Annotated in this window: 18 protein-coding genes; 10 read left to right on the plus strand and 8 right to left on the minus strand. The window is 69.3% G+C overall.

Going from position 1 to position 15655, the window contains the following annotated elements; translation table 11 throughout:
- Positions 1 to 152 precede the first annotated feature (152 nt).
- Genes FB475_RS17955 through FB475_RS17975 form a run of 5 tightly spaced genes read left to right on the plus strand, consistent with a single transcriptional unit; the run spans position 153 to position 3760 of the window.
- Positions 153 to 572 carry a TlpA family protein disulfide reductase gene (locus FB475_RS17955; RefSeq protein ID WP_141857384.1) on the plus strand — a complete coding sequence of 140 codons (420 nt, stop codon included), beginning with the start codon at positions 153 to 155 and terminating at the stop codon, positions 570 to 572.
- Positions 569 to 1333, plus strand: coding sequence for an NUDIX hydrolase (locus FB475_RS17960; RefSeq protein ID WP_141857385.1), 765 nt, complete (start codon positions 569 to 571; stop codon positions 1331 to 1333). The genes FB475_RS17955 and FB475_RS17960 overlap by 4 nt, the downstream gene beginning before the upstream one ends.
- Positions 1330 to 2511, plus strand: coding sequence for a MarP family serine protease (locus tag FB475_RS17965; RefSeq protein ID WP_141857386.1), 1182 nt, complete (start codon positions 1330 to 1332; stop codon positions 2509 to 2511). Before FB475_RS17960 ends, FB475_RS17965 begins: the two co-directional genes overlap by 4 nt.
- Before the next feature lie 42 nt (positions 2512 to 2553).
- Positions 2554 to 3039 (plus strand): SigE family RNA polymerase sigma factor, encoded by a 486-nt coding sequence (locus tag FB475_RS17970; protein WP_185759291.1) that lies wholly within the window; start codon positions 2554 to 2556, stop codon positions 3037 to 3039.
- A gap of 1 nt (position 3040) precedes the next feature.
- Positions 3041 to 3760: a hypothetical protein gene (locus FB475_RS17975; RefSeq protein WP_141857388.1), complete on the plus strand. Its 720-nt coding sequence runs from the start codon at positions 3041 to 3043 to the stop codon at positions 3758 to 3760.
- On the opposite strand, the gene FB475_RS17980 is transcribed toward FB475_RS17975, so the two are convergent.
- From FB475_RS17980 to FB475_RS17995, 4 genes are all read right to left on the minus strand, one after another.
- A complete protein-coding gene (locus FB475_RS17980; protein WP_141858040.1) occupies positions 3723 to 4655 on the minus strand; it encodes an alpha/beta fold hydrolase in 933 nt (310 codons plus the stop codon). The genes FB475_RS17975 and FB475_RS17980 overlap by 38 nt on opposite strands.
- Complete coding sequence (locus FB475_RS17985) at positions 4652 to 5092, minus strand: phage holin family protein (protein ID WP_141857389.1); 441 nt, start codon at positions 5090 to 5092, stop codon at positions 4652 to 4654. The genes FB475_RS17980 and FB475_RS17985 overlap by 4 nt, the downstream gene beginning before the upstream one ends.
- A gap of 46 nt (positions 5093 to 5138) precedes the next feature.
- On the minus strand, positions 5139 to 6353 hold the full coding sequence (nhaA, locus tag FB475_RS17990) for a Na+/H+ antiporter NhaA (RefSeq protein ID WP_141857390.1): 1215 nt from the start codon (positions 6351 to 6353) through the stop codon (positions 5139 to 5141).
- Between the two features lie 71 nt (positions 6354 to 6424).
- The gene (locus FB475_RS17995; RefSeq protein ID WP_141857391.1) at positions 6425 to 7087 is read right to left on the minus strand and encodes a haloacid dehalogenase type II; all 663 of its coding nucleotides are present in this window, start codon (positions 7085 to 7087) and stop codon (positions 6425 to 6427) included.
- Between the two features lie 47 nt (positions 7088 to 7134).
- Between FB475_RS17995 and FB475_RS18000 the strand changes: the two genes are divergently transcribed.
- On the plus strand, positions 7135 to 7716 hold the full coding sequence (locus FB475_RS18000; protein WP_141857392.1) for a TetR/AcrR family transcriptional regulator: 582 nt from the start codon (positions 7135 to 7137) through the stop codon (positions 7714 to 7716).
- Here the strand turns inward: FB475_RS18000 and FB475_RS18005 are convergent.
- Positions 7713 to 8669, minus strand: a complete 957-nt coding sequence (locus FB475_RS18005; protein ID WP_141857393.1) for a glutathione S-transferase family protein — start codon at positions 8667 to 8669, stop codon at positions 7713 to 7715. The genes FB475_RS18000 and FB475_RS18005 overlap by 4 nt on opposite strands.
- A 197-nt stretch (positions 8670 to 8866) precedes the next feature.
- On the opposite strand from FB475_RS18005, the gene FB475_RS18010 reads away from it, so the two are divergent.
- Positions 8867 to 9625 (plus strand): GntR family transcriptional regulator, encoded by a 759-nt coding sequence (locus tag FB475_RS18010; RefSeq protein ID WP_141857394.1) that lies wholly within the window; start codon positions 8867 to 8869, stop codon positions 9623 to 9625.
- 1292 nt (positions 9626 to 10917) lie between these two features.
- Here the strand turns inward: FB475_RS18010 and FB475_RS18015 are convergent.
- On the minus strand, positions 10918 to 11592 hold the full coding sequence (locus FB475_RS18015) for a sugar isomerase domain-containing protein (protein WP_141857395.1): 675 nt from the start codon (positions 11590 to 11592) through the stop codon (positions 10918 to 10920).
- Positions 11593 to 11637: 45 nt separating this feature from the next.
- Complete coding sequence (locus FB475_RS18020) at positions 11638 to 12225, minus strand: NAD(P)-dependent oxidoreductase (RefSeq protein WP_141857396.1); 588 nt, start codon at positions 12223 to 12225, stop codon at positions 11638 to 11640.
- 71 nt (positions 12226 to 12296) lie between these two features.
- Between FB475_RS18020 and FB475_RS18025 the strand changes: the two genes are divergently transcribed.
- Positions 12297 to 12668 (plus strand): winged helix-turn-helix transcriptional regulator, encoded by a 372-nt coding sequence (locus FB475_RS18025; RefSeq protein ID WP_141857397.1) that lies wholly within the window; start codon positions 12297 to 12299, stop codon positions 12666 to 12668.
- A gap of 39 nt (positions 12669 to 12707) precedes the next feature.
- Positions 12708 to 13148, plus strand: coding sequence for a MarR family winged helix-turn-helix transcriptional regulator (locus FB475_RS18030; protein WP_141857398.1), 441 nt, complete (start codon positions 12708 to 12710; stop codon positions 13146 to 13148).
- A gap of 95 nt (positions 13149 to 13243) precedes the next feature.
- On the opposite strand, the gene FB475_RS36820 is transcribed toward FB475_RS18030, so the two are convergent.
- Positions 13244 to 13381, minus strand: a complete 138-nt coding sequence (locus tag FB475_RS36820; RefSeq protein WP_185759292.1) for a hypothetical protein — start codon at positions 13379 to 13381, stop codon at positions 13244 to 13246.
- A gap of 337 nt (positions 13382 to 13718) precedes the next feature.
- Between FB475_RS36820 and acs the strand changes: the two genes are divergently transcribed.
- The gene (gene acs, locus FB475_RS18035) at positions 13719 to 15653 is read left to right on the plus strand and encodes an acetate--CoA ligase (RefSeq protein WP_141858041.1); all 1935 of its coding nucleotides are present in this window, start codon (positions 13719 to 13721) and stop codon (positions 15651 to 15653) included.
- The last annotated feature ends 2 nt before the right edge of the window (positions 15654 to 15655 follow it).

Below are 15655 nucleotides of genomic sequence, written 5' to 3' on the forward strand. Positions count from 1 at the left end.
CGGCGTGCGTGCCGGTGGTGTTGCTGGTTGCGGGGTTGGCGGGGTGTGGGGCTCAGCAGGCTGATGGGGTGCGTCCGGCTGCGGGCGGGGCGGTTGGGAAGCCCGGGGCGGGGAAGTTGGTGGATTGCCCGGCGACGCCCTCGAAACCGCCGGTGACCAACGGGTTGCCGGACGTCAGTCTGGCGTGTCTTGGGGACGGGCCGGATATCCGGCTGGCGGATCTGCGGGGACCGTTGGTGATCAACGTCTGGGCGCAGTGGTGCGGGCCGTGCCGTGAAGAAGCGCCGTACCTCGCGGCGCTTGCGAAGTCCGGCAAGGTGAAGATGCTCGGGATCGACTACGACGACCCGCGCCCGGAGCTCGCGGTGAGGTTCGCCGGCGACGAAGGCCTCAGGTACCCGCACCTCGTCGACCAGGACAAGGCGATCCAGCGCCCGCTGAAGGTCGGCGGCCCGCCGCTGACGGTGTTCGTCGACGCGAACGGCGCGGTCGCGTACGTGCACCGCGGCGTACTCACGTCCCAGCAGCAACTGGACCAACTGCTGAAGGACAAGCTCGGAGTGACCCGGTGATCGACGCCGACATCCCGGACTGGCTGCGTCCGCTGCAGAAGGCATCGGAGGATGTCGACCCGAACCTGCTGTCCCGCTTCCTGCCCCCGGACGACCCGTCGGTGCGCAAGTCCGCCGTCCTGATCTTGCTTGCTGACGGCAACAATGGCCCGGAGGTGCTGCTCACCGAACGGGCCTGGACGTTGCGCAAGCACGCCGGGCAGATGGCGTTCCCGGGCGGCGGCGCGGACCCGGCGGACGGTACCGGCGACACCGGTCTGGTCCGGACGGCGTTGCGCGAAGCCGAGGAGGAGACCGGCCTGGACCCGGACGGCGTCGTACCGTTCGCGATCTGGCCGGCGCTCTGGGTCCCGGTGAGCAACTTCGGCGTGTCGCCGGTGCTGGCGTGGTGGCGGGACCCGTCCCCGGTCGCGGTGGTCGACCCGGCCGAGGTGGCGTCGGTGCACGAGGTACCGCTGCGCGCGCTCGCCGACCCGGCGAACCGGATCACCTGCGTGCACCCGAGCGGTTTCACCGGTCCGGCGTTCACCATCGGCGACCTCTACATCTGGGGCTTCACCGCCGGTCTGCTGGACAAATTGCTGCTGCTCGGCGGTTGGTACCGAGACTGGGACCCCTCGAACGTCGTACCGTTGCCCGACCGGCTGGTCGAGGCGGCCTGGCGCAGCGAAGGGCGCCGGCCCGCGGACGTCCGCCGGATGACGGCGATCGAGCACGACCTCGGCCGAGCGCAGGGGCCTGAGCCGGAGGATGTGGAGTGAGCAAGCTCGACTGGGCGTTGCTGATCGTGACCGCGCTGGTGGCGATCTCGGGGTACATCGAGGGCTTCGTGCTGGGCGCGTGCGCCACCGTCGGTCTGCTCGTCGGCGCCGGGCTCGGCGTCTGGGGTGTGCCGAGGGTGCTGGACCACTTCTCCCCGAGCGTTTCGGTGTCGTTCGCCGCCCTCGTGCTCGTCGTACTGCTGGCCGCGATCGGGCGAACCTTCGGGGCCATGATCGGCACCAGGGTGCGCAACCGGCTGTCCTGGAAGCCGATCCGGTTCCTGGACGCGCTCGGCGGTGCCGCGCTGGCGGCCGCGTCGGTGCTGATCGTCGCGTGGGTGCTCGGCGTCGCGGTGAGCGGGGCGCGGATCCCGAGCGTGACGTCGGCCGTCCGCGGTTCGCAGGTCCTCGCGAAGGTCGACCAAGTACTGCCCGCCAGCGCGGACCGGGCGCTGCAGTCGTTCAACGACGTGGTGAACACCGACCTGTTCCCGCGCTTCCTCGACCCGTTCGTCCCGGAGCGGATCCGCGAGACGCAGCCGCCCGACAGCGCGATCGCGCGGCAGCAGCCGGTCCGGGAGGCGTACTCGCGGATCGCGAAGGTGACCGGTATCGCGAACTGTTCCCGCGGTCTCGAGGGCAGCGGCTTCCTGTACGCCCCGCAGCGCGTGATGACGAACGCGCACGTCGTCGCCGGCGTGAGTTCGCCCCAGGTCGAGCTGAACGGGAAGAAGTACGACGCGAAGGTCGTCGTGTTCGACCCGGAGACCGATATCGCGGTGCTCTACCTGCCGAAGCTCAACGACCCGAACCTCAAGCCGCTGACGTTCGACCTGACCGGTACGGCGGACGCATCCGCGGTCGTGCTCGGCTACCCGGAGAACGGTCCGTTCGACGCGGAACCGGCCCGGATCCGCTCCGAGGAACGGCTCCGCGGCCCGGACATCTACGGCGACCGGACGGTCACCCGCGACGCGTTCTCGATCTGGGCCTCGGTCCGCCCCGGCAACTCCGGCGGCCCGCTGCTGTCCGCGAAGGGCACGGTGTACGGCGTGGTCTTCGCCGCCTCCGTCGAGGACAACCGCACCGGCTACGTCCTCACCGCCCAGCAGGTCTCCACCGACGCCCGCACCGGCACGACCGCCACCCAAGACGTCTCCACCCAATCCTGTACCTGATGCAGCACCTCGCGCCGTACGCCGCATTGAAGGGGTGTGACGGTGACTTCGCTGGACGATGTGGTGCGCTCGACGGAGCGGCGGCTGCTGCGCCTCGGTCTGATGTTGTCCGGCAGCGTGCACAACGCCGAGGACCTGGTGCAGTCCGTGCTGGCGCGGGCGCATCGGCAGTGGGACCGGATCGGCGGCCTCGACCATCCCGAGGCGTACCTGCGGACCATGGTCGTCAACGAGTACCTCGGCTGGCGCCGCCTGCTGAAGAACCGCGAGGTACCGCTCGCTGAGCCGTTGGAGCCTGCGACGTACGACGACCACGGCATCCGGCAGGCCCAGCGTGACGCGACCTGGCGACTGCTGGCCCGGCTGCCGCGCAAGCAGCGCGCGGTGCTGGTCCTGCGGTACTACGAGGATCTCACGGACCCCGACATCGCCGAGATCCTCGGCGTCAGCCCGGCCACCGTCCGCTCGAACGCCGCCCGCGCGCTGGCGACCCTGCGCGACAACCTGTCCGCCGAGGAGGCGCACTGACATGCCCAAGCTGACCGACGACGAACTCGGCACCCTGCTCCGCGAGACTTTCACCGATCGCGAGCCCTTGGCCGACCACGAGCCCTTCGCAGCTCATCAGCCCTTCGCAGCCCACCGGCCCTTCGCAGCTCGTGAGCCCTTGGCCGATCGTTGGCCCGAGGCAACCAAGCGCCGCAGCCCGGTGCCGATCCTGCTTGCGGCCGCCGCCGTCGTGGCTGTCCTCGCCGGCGTCCTGTACGGCGTTGGCCGGGCGGGGACCAGTGCGCCCGAGCAACCAGCCGCGGCCGCGACGCCAGGTACTAGGGTGCCGGCGCGCACGGAGGCCGACGATGCGCGGATCTGGGCGGCCTCGCTGAATGCGATGATCCGGACGGTGCGGCCGCCGGCGGGATGGCGGTCCGTGATCGTCCTGGACCCGTCAGACGTCCGGAAGAAGGGACCGGCGATCTCCAGATACCAGCGGCTACTGATCGTCCAACTGGTCCACGCCGCACCGGTCGACTTCCCCAACGTGCTGTCGCCGATTCCCTCGTCCTGCCGGGACCGCCGCACCGGTGGGGCAGAAATCAGTGAGGTAGTGCAGAAGGGCGAGCACGTCGAGGTCGAGGTCGTGCTCCATCACGACTGCAGCAACTGGACGGCCACGAAGTACCGCGTGGACAAGCATCGCACCGGCTGGGTGGTCACGGCGACGTTGTCGACGCGTTCGTGGACGCGGTAGCGGCCAGCCAGTCGAGGAGTACCCGGTTGAACAGCTCCGGGGTCTCCTCGTGCGGGAAGTGACCGGCCGTTCTGATGAGTTCGTGCTGGAGCGGCGCGGCCACGAACTGCGGCGGCGTGATCGCGGTCGGTGCCACGGCCGAATCCTGCGCGCCCTGGATCTGTAGCACCGGTACGGCGACCGGCGTACGCATCCGGGTCGAGTACTTGCGCCCGTCCGGTCGCAGCCGTGAACGGGCGAACCAGCGGTGGTACTCGAGCGCGCAGTGCGGCGCCGGCCAGACCTGCAGCGCCGCGCGGTACCGGCGCGACACCTCCGCGTCCGGGAACGTACCGCCCGGCGCGGCCCACTCTCGCAGCAAACGTTCGATGTGTATGCCGTCGTGCGCCAGCAGCCGGCGCTCCGGAAGGATCGGCAACTGGAACCATGCGGTCCGGGCCACCGCCTTCCTCTGCCCGGAGCGGGTGAGCAGCAATGGATGCGGCGCGGAGACGGCAGCCAGCGCGCGCACCTGACGTGGCGCCAGTACGGCGGCTGACCACCCGATGAACCCGCCCCATCCGTGGCCGACCACCACGGCGTCGGCCGCGCCGAGCGACCGGATCACGCCGGATACGTCGGCGGCCGCGGTGTACGGGTCGTAACCACGCGGCGTCTTGTCGCTCGCGCCGTACCCGCGCAGGTCCATCGCGACCGCGCGGTATCCGGCGGCCGCGACCACCGGCAACTGGTACCGCCAGGCCCACCAGAACTCCGGGAAGCCGTGCAGGAACAGGACAAGTGGATCGTCCGCCGCGCCGGACTCGGCGACGTGGAACCGTGCCCCGTTGGCCGCGACCAGTGAGTGCGACCAGGGGCCGTCGACCAGCAGGTCGACGACTCCTGCCGGGCTCAGCGCCGTACGCCCGTCTCGGGCAGCGCGTACGTGGTGTCGTCGTGGCCCTTGCCGATCGCCTTCAGCACCTCGACGGACTCCTTCGAGGTCTCGATCGTCCGGGTCGGGCCCTTCGCGCTCTTCAGCGCCCGGATCCCGATCAGGACCAGGACCGCGCCGATCAGCAGGAACGCACCGGCCACGATCAGGAACGCGATCGCCGGGTGCAGGCCGGCCGCGACCAAGCCGTACGCCGCGGAGATGCACAGCAGGATGACCGCGAGCAGCGCGAGGAACCCGGCTCCCGCGAACATCCCCGCTCCGGTCCCGGCCGCGACCGCGGTCTTCTTCAGCTCGGTCTTGGCGAGCTCGACCTCGCTCCGGACCAGGCTGGACAGTTCCTTGCTGACGTTCGCGACCAGTTGGCCGACCGTGGGCTCGTCCCCATTCATCGACATCGCAACTCCTTCCGGACAGCCTCGACCCTACCGTCAGTGCCCGTGGTCAATCGGCGTACGCGCGGTTGCGGCGAGCCAGCAGCAGGCTCGCGAGCAGTGCGGCGAGCACCGAGGCGACCAGTACGGCGGCCTTCGCGCGCTCGATCTGGGCCGCGTCCGACCCGAAAGCGAGCTGGGCGATCAGCAGCGCGACGGTGAATCCGATCCCGGCCAGCACCGCGACGGCGGCGACGTCGCGCCAGGCCAGGTCCGAGTTCAGCTCGGCCCGGGTGAAGCGTGCGGTCAGCCAGGACCCGCCGAACACTCCGATCGCCTTCCCGAACAACAGCCCGGCCGCCACCCCGATCGCGACCGGGTCGGTCAGCATCTCCCGGACGGCGCCACTGCTCAACGTGACGCCCGCCGCGAACAATGCGAACACCGGTACGGCGACGCCCGCGGACCACGGCCGCAGCCGGTGCTCGATCCGCTCGGCCGGCGCATCCTTCTCGCCCGGATCCGCGACCACCCGGGTGACCAGTCCGAGCGCGACCCCGGCGATGGTCGCGTGAATCCCGGACTCGTGCATGAACCACCAGGCGCCGATGGCGATCGGCACATAGAGGAACGGCGTACGGACGCGGCGGCGCTGGAGGACGTACCAGAGTGCGATGAGGACCAGCGCGGCGAGCAGCGACAGCAGGTGGAATCCGTGCGAGAAGAACACCGCGATGATCAGGATCGCGCCGAAGTCGTCGACCACCGCGAGCGTCAGCAGGAACGCTCGCAGCGCACTCGGCAGCGAGGAACCGACGATCGCGAGGACGGCCAGCGCGAACGCGATGTCGGTCGCGGTCGGCACCGCCCAGCCGTGCGGGTTGCCGTCCTTCGCGACCAGGTTCGTGACCACGTAGATGATTGCCGGAAGCACCATTCCGGAGACTGCCGCGACGACCGGGACGACGGCCTCGCTGAGCTTCGACAGCGAGCCGACCACGAGCTCACGCTTGAGCTCGACACCGGCCAGGTAGAAGAACAGTGTCAGTGCCCCGTCCGACGCCCACCCCTCGACGGTCAGTGGACCGAGTTGCGCGTCCCGCAGGTGGTGGTACGCGTCCTGCCACGGCGAGTTCGCCCAGGCCAGCGCGACGATCGTGGCCGCGAGCAACAACAGGCCGCCGGTGGTCTCGGCTCGCAGGGTGTCGGCGAGGAATGCGCGTTCCCGCCCGAGGACCCGGGGGAACGCGCGCTTCTTCTGCCGGATCCGCGGGTGCTGGCTCATGTCGGCCCTTCGTTTTCGGGGTCGTTCGGACGGACGCCGACCAGACTTCCCGGCACACCCTGGGCCCGATTTTACCTGCTGATCGCCACCGCCAGCGCCTCGAAATCGGGCACGGTCAGATCCGGCTCGCGGAAGGCCTGTGGGTACGGCGTTTTCCGGCGGTCGATGTAGTAGCCCTGCAGGCCGGCGCGGCGGGCGCCGTCGATGTCCCACGGGTGCACCGCGGCGAGGGCCATCCGTTCCACCGGCACCCCGCAGACGTCGGCAGCGTACCGGTAGGCGTCCGGGTGCGGTTTCCAGTGTTGCGGCACCGAGACGTCGAGTCGGTGTTCGAGGAAGGAAAGAATTCCGCCGTTCTTGAACACGTTTTCGGACATTGCTGCCGCGCCGTTCGTCAGCGTGACAATGCGAATGCCGGCCTCGTGGATCTTTTGCAGACCAGGGGCCACGTCGGTGTGCAGTGGCAGCCGGGTAAAGCCGGAGAGTACGTTTCCTACGGTTTCCTCCGTCGGTTCGAGGCCGGCCGCGACGAGGTGTGCCGTCAGGAGATCTGCGGCGAGGTCACGGAAAGCAGCGTACGCGCCGACCGCCGTCAGTGCGAAACCGTCGCGGAGGACCGCCGCGAACCATTCGTCGAGTGTGTGCCTGGGGAGCCCGGCGGCCTCGAAACCGTCCCGCAACGGCTCCATGTCGGTCAGGGTCTCGTTGACGTCGAGCACCAGTACGTCGATCATCAGGACTCCTCATCTTGGATCGGTCGTTCCAAGATATGATGCTAAGTATGCCGGATGTCAAACACTTCGACGAGGCCGCCGCGCTGGCCGCGGTCGAGCAGTTGTTCTGGCGACGCGGGAGCGCGGCGACCGGGATCCAGGACGTCGTCGCGGCCACCGGGCTGAGCCGGTCGAGCCTGTACAACGCGTTCGGCGGCAAGGACGCGCTCTACGCTGCGGCCGCCCGGCGGTACCTGGAGCACCGGTCGCGGCCGATGTTCGACCAGCTCGCCGCGGACGGACGCGGGCTGGCGGCGGTGCGTACGTTCTTCGACAAGCTGCTGCGGTTACGGCTGTCGGGGGAGTACGCCGGCTGGGGATGCATGATGGCGAACGCGAACACGGAAAGCCCGCCGGACGCCGTACGGGCCGTGCTCTCCGAGCATCACGCCGTACTGCGCGATTCGTTCGTGGCTGCGTTGACTGTTGCTCAGAGCAACGATGAATTGCGGTCCGGGGTGGAGGTGGCCGGGGCGGCGGAAATGCTCACGCTGCTCGCGTACGCGATCAACCTGCGCTCGCGCGCGGGGGCGACGCGGGCGCAGCTCAAGGCTGCCGTGGTTGCCGCCCTGGCCGCGCTCGCGGCCTAGGCCGTCCAGACGCGCGGATCCGGGCCCTTCGGGACGATCCGCGTCGGGTTGATGTTGTCGTGAGTGACGTAGTAGTGCCGCTTGATCTGGTCGAAGTCGACGGTCTCGCCGAAGCCGGGCAGCTGGTACAGGCGGCGTGCGTACGCCCACAGGTTCGGGAACTCGGTGAGCTTCTGGCGGTTGCACTTGAAGTGGCCGTGGTACACCGCGTCGAAGCGGACGAGCGTCGTGAACAGCCGGACGTCGACCTCGCGGACCGTGTCGCCGAGCAGGTACGTACGGTCCTTCAGCCGGTCCTCGAGTACGTCGAGCCGGGCGAACAGGTCGTCGTACGCCGTCCCGTACGCCTGTTGGCTGGTCGCGAAACCGCAGCGGTAGACGCCGTTGTTCACGTCGCGGAAGATCTCTTCGATCAGCTGGTCCATCTCGGACCTGGTGTCACTGTCCGCCGGGATCAGCTGCGGTGCGTCCGCGCGGTGGAAGTCGGTCCACTCCGTGGAGAAGTCGAGCGTGATCTGCGGGTAGTCGTTCGTGACCACCTGGCCGGTCACCGTGTCGACGATCGCGGGCACAGTCACGCGGCCGTCGTACGACGGGTCGGTGTGCAGGTAGGCCTCGGACAGGAACTTGATGCCGAGCACCGGGTCGCGGTCGTCGGGGTCGAGGGTGAACCGCCAGCCGCGCTCGTCCCGGATCGGGTCCACGACCGCGAGGCTGATCGCGTCCTCCAGACCGAGCAGCCGGCGGACGATGATCGAACGGTGCGCCCACGGGCAAGCAAGGCTCACCACCAGTCGATACCGGCCCGCTTCGACCGGCCAGCGGCCCTGCTCGTCCGGGCCCTCGCCCGGGGCAGAAGATGACTCCCGGCTGATCCGGCCGGTGAATCTGTTGCCCTGCCGCTTCCATTCGCCGGTCGACGACGTCTCCTGTACGAACTGTGCCGGGGTCATAGCGTCAAAACTACTCCCGCTGGGAATTGCCTGAGCCTGTGGACGGTCGCTGGCCGTTGGATGGCAGCGGACGTTACAGTCGTGCTGACATGGTCGTCCGGGACAACGGGGTCGCGGACGGTCTGCGCGGTACGACACCGCGGCCCGCGTACCCCGGCAACCGGTTTGCCGGCCAGATTCCCAGGGATACTGACCTCATGGCCCGCCCACGGAACAACCCAGGCGACCTCGCCGAGCTCCCCACCGAGCTCCGCACGGACCGCCCGAAGGGTGACCAGATTCGCGAGATTCTGGAGAACCTCACCCGCTCGCTGGCCGTCGGCACCGTGCTGCCGTCCGAGCGCGTCCTCGCCGAACGCTTCGGCGTGGCCCGGATGACCGTCCGGCAGGAGGTCGACCGGGTGGTCGCCGAGGGCCTGGCCGCCCGCCGCCCCGGCGGCGGCACCTTCGTCGCCGAACCGCGTCCGTCCCGGATGCTCGCCTCGTCGTTCACCCAGGACATGATCAACCGCGGCATCGAGCCCGGCGCCAAGGTCCTCGAACACCGCGTCGGTGCCGCCGACGAACACCTCGCCCGCGAACTCGAGGAACCGATCGGCACCCCCGTCCTGCACCTCGTCCGCCTCCGCACCGCCGACGGCGACCCGATGGCGATCGAACGCACCACCCTCTCCCTGAACCGCTACCCCGGCCTCGACGAAATCGACTTCGCCGAGAAGTCCTTGTACACGGTCCTCGCCACCCGGTACGGCGTAACGCTGGGCATGGTCTCCGCCTCGATCGTCGCCGCCCCACCGGAACCGTCCGACGCCGAACTCCTCGAGATCGACAGCACCACCCCCTGCCTCATCATCACCTCAGCCCCCCGCACCGCCTCCGATCAGGTCATCGAGTTCGGCATCTCCACGTACCGCTCAGACCGCTACGACATAACCGTCGCCTACCGCGCCACCTGAGCCGCTCCCTCAGCAACCGCACCACCTGCAGTCAGCCCCCGCGTGCCACCTGCAGTCGACCCCCGCGTGCAACTGTGGTCAGCCCCCGCGTGCTGCGCGGTCGCTAGCTTCGTCGCTGCGCTCCTCAGGCGCGCCCGCTCCACACGCTCCCACCCACCCTCCGGCTTGCGCCGGCACATTCGTTTCTGGCTGCCGCCGGTTTGCTTCCGGCGAGTGCCGGGTGTTGCCAGCTGCCGCTGGCGGGGTTCCCGGCGAGCGCCGTGTGTTGCCAGCTGCCGCTGGTGGGGTTCACGGCTGGCGCCGGGTGTTGTCGGCTGCCGCCGACGGGTTGCGAGCTGCCGCTCGCGGGTGACTGCTTGGCGGGTGTTCTTCGGTTGGTGGATGTGGTGGCTGGTTGCTGTGGTCAGCCCCCGCGTGCTGCGCGGTCGCTAGCTTCGTCGCTACGCTCCTCAGACGCGCCCGCTCCACACGCTCCCACCCACCCTCCGGCTTGCGCCGGCACATTCGCTTCCGGCTGGCGCTGGTTTGTTTCCGGCGAGTGCCGGGTGTTTCCCGCTGCCGCTGGCGGAGTTCCCGGCTGGCGCCGGGTGTTGTCGGCTGCCGCCGACGGGTTGCGAGCTGCCGCTCGCGGGTGACTGCTTGGTGAATGTTCTTCGGTTGGTCGAGGTGGTGTGGGGTGGCTGTGCTGGCGTGCGTTTCTCAGGCTTCTTTGCAGCGAGTCACCAGCTGCCGGCCCGGCTGGGTGTTGGCAGTCCGTTTCCAGCGCTGCCGGAGTGGGTCCTTCGTGCAAACGGCGTTGGGCAGCAAGCGGATATGTGGATGCGGCTGAGTGATCAAATGCCCCGTGAATTCGCAAGTTCGTCGGATTGCCTTTGATGCTGGCGAATTCTCCTGAATGGTGACTCCGAGTCGAGTGGTGATAGCAGATCGCTGCGTATGCAGGACCCGATGAATTCGCAGAAGCGGCCCTCCGAAACTGACCAATCACTCGGCGGCGGTGTGTTGACGATGCGCCGCCACGTGCGGCTATGTGCACCGAGCCACATCACCACGCTCACCTGTCGAAGCGCGGCGGCTTCGTGGTCACTCGCGAGCGCCAGCTCGCAACAAGCCGGCGCAAGCCGGCAAGTCCGCGGCGCAAGCCGCAACCCCCGGCGCCAGCCGGCAACTCCGCGGCGCGAGCCGGAAGCGAGAATTGTCGGCGCAAGCCGGAGGGTGGGTGGGAGCGGGTGGAGCGGGTGCGTCTGAGGAGCGTCGCGACGAGGCTGGCGGCCGCGTAGCGCGTGGGCGGCCTATACGTTCAGGCTGCGTAGGACCTTGGGTGGTTGGCCTCGGTCTGTCAGGCGGGTGACTACTTCCACGGTGAGGGCCTGGAGGAGGAGGGCTCCTACCAGTGTGGACGTGGCGCCGGTGGGGTCGGGCGTACCGGGGACGGTGATCAGGGCGTCGCCGGGGACGCCGCAGTTGTCTATTACTACGTCGGCGGTTTCGAAGAGGCGTTGGCCGTTGGGGGCTCTGGAGGGGGTGGCGTTCGAGTGGGCCAACGACGTCAGCGCGATCACGCGAACACCCCGTTCCCGAGCGCCCAACGCGAACTCGACCGGTACGGCGTTGCGCCCGGAGTTGGAGGCGATCAGCAGTACGTCGCCGGCTTCGAGCGGGTTGACCTCCAGCAGGACCTCGGCAAGTCCGGGCAGCCGCTCGAGGAGGGAGCTTTTCTGCAGGCCCTCGTGCAGCATCAGGCCGGGTTCGAGGATGGCGCGTACGTCGGCCAGCCCGCCCGCGCGCCCGTACAGCTCCTCGGCCAGCGTGTGGCTGTGGCCCGTCCCGAACACCCAGAACGTCCGGCCGTCGGCAAGCGCGTCGGCGACCAGCCCGGCGGCGATGCGGATCGGTCCTAGCTGCGTCTCGGCCGCTCGGTGCGCGATCGCCAACGCCTTGTCCAAGTACTCCTCGGCCCCAGCCATGCCCTGAACTTATCGCCCGCAGACGAAGTCCCGCGAGGGACCCATCTAGACCAGTACGCCGAACGCCTCCCGGTGCCGGGTCGGTTGGTCCGCCTCGTCGACGAGCGCGACCGCGAAGTCGGCGTACGAGATCAGCGCCCGCGCGTCCGGCCGCGCGGCGCGATAGTGGCCCTTCCGGGACGGGTCCGCGTGGTCGAAGTCTCCGGACGGGGCGATCGAGACCCAGTCGAGGGACGACTCCGCGAACACGTCCAGTGCGGCCCGGTGACCGAGGAACAGCGAGTGGTACTCCTCCGGATACCTTGCGAGCACCAGCGGGCCGACCGTGGTCGGCACCACCGACGCCAACCCGACCCAGACGAGCCGCTGTACGCCCGCCTTGGTCAATCCGTCGACGAGCGCCCGCGACGCCCGCGGGAAGAAGTCGGGCGCAGCGTCGTACACGCCTGCGATCACGGCATCCTGCCCGGCCGCCAACTCCGCGACCCGCCCCGCATCCAGCACGTCCCCAACCAGAAGCCCAGTGCCGGCAGTTCGCGCGACGCCGACGACCTGGTGGCCGCGTTCCCGCGCCTCCGCGACCGCTGCCGAGCCGGCCCGTCCTCGTGCGCCGATGACCAGAATCTTGCTCACCGCAACCTCCTCATCAAGTGGTACGGCGACCGTAGAAGAGCGGGTGGTTACCGATTGGATACCTTGGAGGAATGGTTGCCCTGCGCGCGGACATGTTCGACGAGATCTGCCCGTCGACCGTGCTGCCGTTTCGGATCGGCGGCGACAAGTGGGCGGGGATGATCCTGCGCTGCCTGGCGGACGGCCCGCGGCGATACTCCGAACTCCGCATCCCGCTCGCGCGGATCAGCCCGAAGATGCTGACCCAGTCGCTGCGCGCGCTCGAGCGGGACGGTTTGATCAGCAGGACGGAGTACGAACGCCGCGTCAGTTACGAGCTCACCGCGCTGGGCCGCAGCCTGCTGGAGCCGCTCCGCGCCCTCTGCGACTGGGCCGAGGAACACTGGGACGAACTCCTCGACGCGCGCGAATCAGCTCCAGCAATTCGTGGGCACGGCCAATAGACAGCCGGCCGCGAACCGTTGACGACCTAGACTGCGCGGGTGGATGAGCAGACGCCGAGCGCCCTGACCCAATTGCCGAGCTGGTTGCTGACCCAGAGTGCTGCCCAGGCGCAGCGGATTGTCGCCGAGTCGTTCGCGGCCGGCGGCGCGCGGGCGTACCACTTCCGCCTGCTCGCGACGCTGGTGGAGTTCGGGCCGGCCAGCCAGGCGGAGCTCGGGCGGCGCAGTTCGATCGACCGCAGCGATGTTGTTGCCGCGCTCAACGAGCTGGAGAACGACGGGTACGTCGAGCGCAGCCCGGACCCGGCCGACGGCCGCCGCAACGTCATCACGATCACCACGGCCGGCAAGCGGCACCAGCGCCGCCTGACGACGCTCGTCGGCAAGGCGCAGGAGGAGATCTTCGGCGCGCTGTCGGCCACCGACCGCACCCGCCTGACCGCGATCCTCACCAAGCTCCTGAGCCACCACCAGGGGTAAGGCACCCGGGGAGGATTTCTGCCCGGCTCGGGCGCAAAACCCTCCCCAGATCGGGCCGCGGACCCCCAGGCTGAGGTGCCTCGGGTCGAGAACCCTCAGGCGGCGGGCAGTTGGGCGCGGGTTGCCTTTTGAGTGCGGCGGACCCGGAGCTCGCGGGCGTGCACCCGGCGCCGGGCGGCGCGGGAGATCTTCCGGCGTTCCCCGGTGACTTCGGTCGGCAGCTGCGATTGCATCGGCTTCACATCAACTCCGATGCACGGCCGGCCCGTTCGGTTCCGCCGTACGCCGAAGTTGACCCGCCAGCCCCTAACCTGCGCCCATGTCCACGCCGAAGCTGGTCGCGCTCGCGCTCGACCCTGCTCGCCCGTTGAGCCTGCGACGGGGGCCGCCTGGCCCGGGAGAGGTTCGGTTCGGCGCAGAATCGGCGCGGCTGAGCGATACCCCGGTTCCTTGCAAGGGTTTGCATTGGTAGAAAGGTAACCGGGCGCGCCGGCGCGCCGAAGCCAGCGATGAGGAGCCGTCGACGTGACGAATCAAGAACCACCGCAGTCCGAGGCACTGTCGAACCTGATGCACGAGGAGCGACGGTTCGAGCCGCCGGCCGAGCTCGCCGCGAACGCGAACCTGAAGGCGGACGCCTACGAGCGGGCCGCGGCCGACTTCGAGGGGTTCTGGGCCGAGCAGGCGAAGCGGCTGACCTGGGCGACCGAGCCGACCGAGGTGCTGGACTGGAGCAACCCGCCGTTCGCCAAGTGGTACGCCGACGGCAAGCTGAACGCCGCGTACAACTGCGTCGACCGGCACGTCGAGAACGGTCTCGGCGACAAGGTCGCGTACTACTTCGAGGGTGAGCCCGGTGACACCCGCGAGATCACCTACGCCCAGCTCAAGGACGAGGTCTGCAAGGCCGCGAACGCGCTGATCGAGCTCGGCGTGCGGGCCGGGGACCGGGTCGCGATCTACATGCCGATGATCCCGGAGACGGTCGTCGCGATGCTCGCCTGCGCCCGGATCGGCGCTCCGCACACGGTCGTGTTCGGCGGGTTCTCCGCGGACGCGCTGAAGGGCCGGATCCAGGACTGCGACGCGCGCGTCGTGATCACCTCCGACGGCGGTTACCGCCGTGGCGCCCCGGCCGCGCTGAAGCCGGCCGTCGACGCTGCGCTCGAGGACACCCCGGACGTGCGGAACGTGCTGGTCGTCCGCCGTACCGGTCAGGACACCACCATGGTCGAAGGTCGCGACCTGTGGTGGGAGGACTTCGTCGGCAAGCAGTCGACCGAGCACACCCCGGAGGCGTTCGACGCCGAGCACCCGCTGTACGTCATGTACACCTCGGGTACGACGGGCAAGCCGAAGGGCATCCTGCACACCACGGGTGGTTACCTGGTCGGCTGTGCGTACACCCAGTGGGGCGTGTTCGACCTGAAGCCGGAGACCGACGTCTACTGGACCGCGGCCGACATCGGCTGGGTCACCGGGCACAGCTACATCGTGTACGGCGCGCTCGCGAACGCGACCACGTCGGTGATGTACGAGGGGACGCCGGACACCCCGCACCAGGGCCGCTGGTGGGAGATCATCCAAAAGTACAAGGTGTCGATCCTGTACTGCGCTCCGACGGCGATCCGGACCTTCATGAAGTGGGGTGCCGACATCCCGGCGAAGTTCGACCTGTCCTCGCTGCGGGTGATCGGGTCGGTCGGCGAGCCGATCAACCCGGAGGCCTACATCTGGTACCGCGAGCACATCGGCGGGAACAAGGCGCCGGTCGTCGACACCTGGTGGCAGACCGAGACCGGTATGCACATGATCTCGCCGCTGCCGGGCGTCACCGCCGGTAAGCCGGGCGCCGCGATGAAGGCGATCCCGGGCGTGAACGTCGACGTCGTCGACGACGCCGGCAACCCGGTGCCGAACGGTTCCGGCGGGTACCTGGTGATCACCAAGCCGTGGCCGGCGATGCTGCGCACGCTGTGGGGCGACGACCAGCGGTTCGTCGACACGTACTGGTCGCGGTGGCCGGGCGTGTACTTCGCGGGCGACGGCGCGAAGAAGGACGAGGACGGCGACCTGTGGCTGCTCGGCCGGGTCGACGACGTGATGAACGTGTCCGGGCACCGGCTGTCGACCACGGAGATCGAGTCGGCGCTGGTCTCGCACCCGAAGGTCGCCGAGGCGGCGGTCGTCGGCGCGTCGGATCCGACTACCGGTCAGGCGATCGCCGCGTTCGTCATCCTCCGCTCGGAGGCCGGCGACGGCGGCCCGGACGTGGTCCAGGAACTCCGCAACCACGTCGCCAAGGAGATCGGCCCGATCGCCAAGCCGCGCCAGATCATGGTCGTCTCGGAACTCCCCAAGACCCGCTCCGGCAAGATCATGCGCCGCCTGCTGCGCGACGTCGCCGAAAACCGCGAGGTCGGCGACGTCACCACCCTCGCCGACTCCACCGTCATGGACCTGATCAAGTCCAACCTGGAGTCCGGCAAGTCCGACGAGGACTGAGT

It is taken from the genome of Kribbella jejuensis (assembly GCF_006715085.1).
In the GTDB taxonomy this organism is placed as follows: Bacteria; Actinomycetota; Actinomycetes; order Propionibacteriales; family Kribbellaceae; genus Kribbella; species Kribbella jejuensis.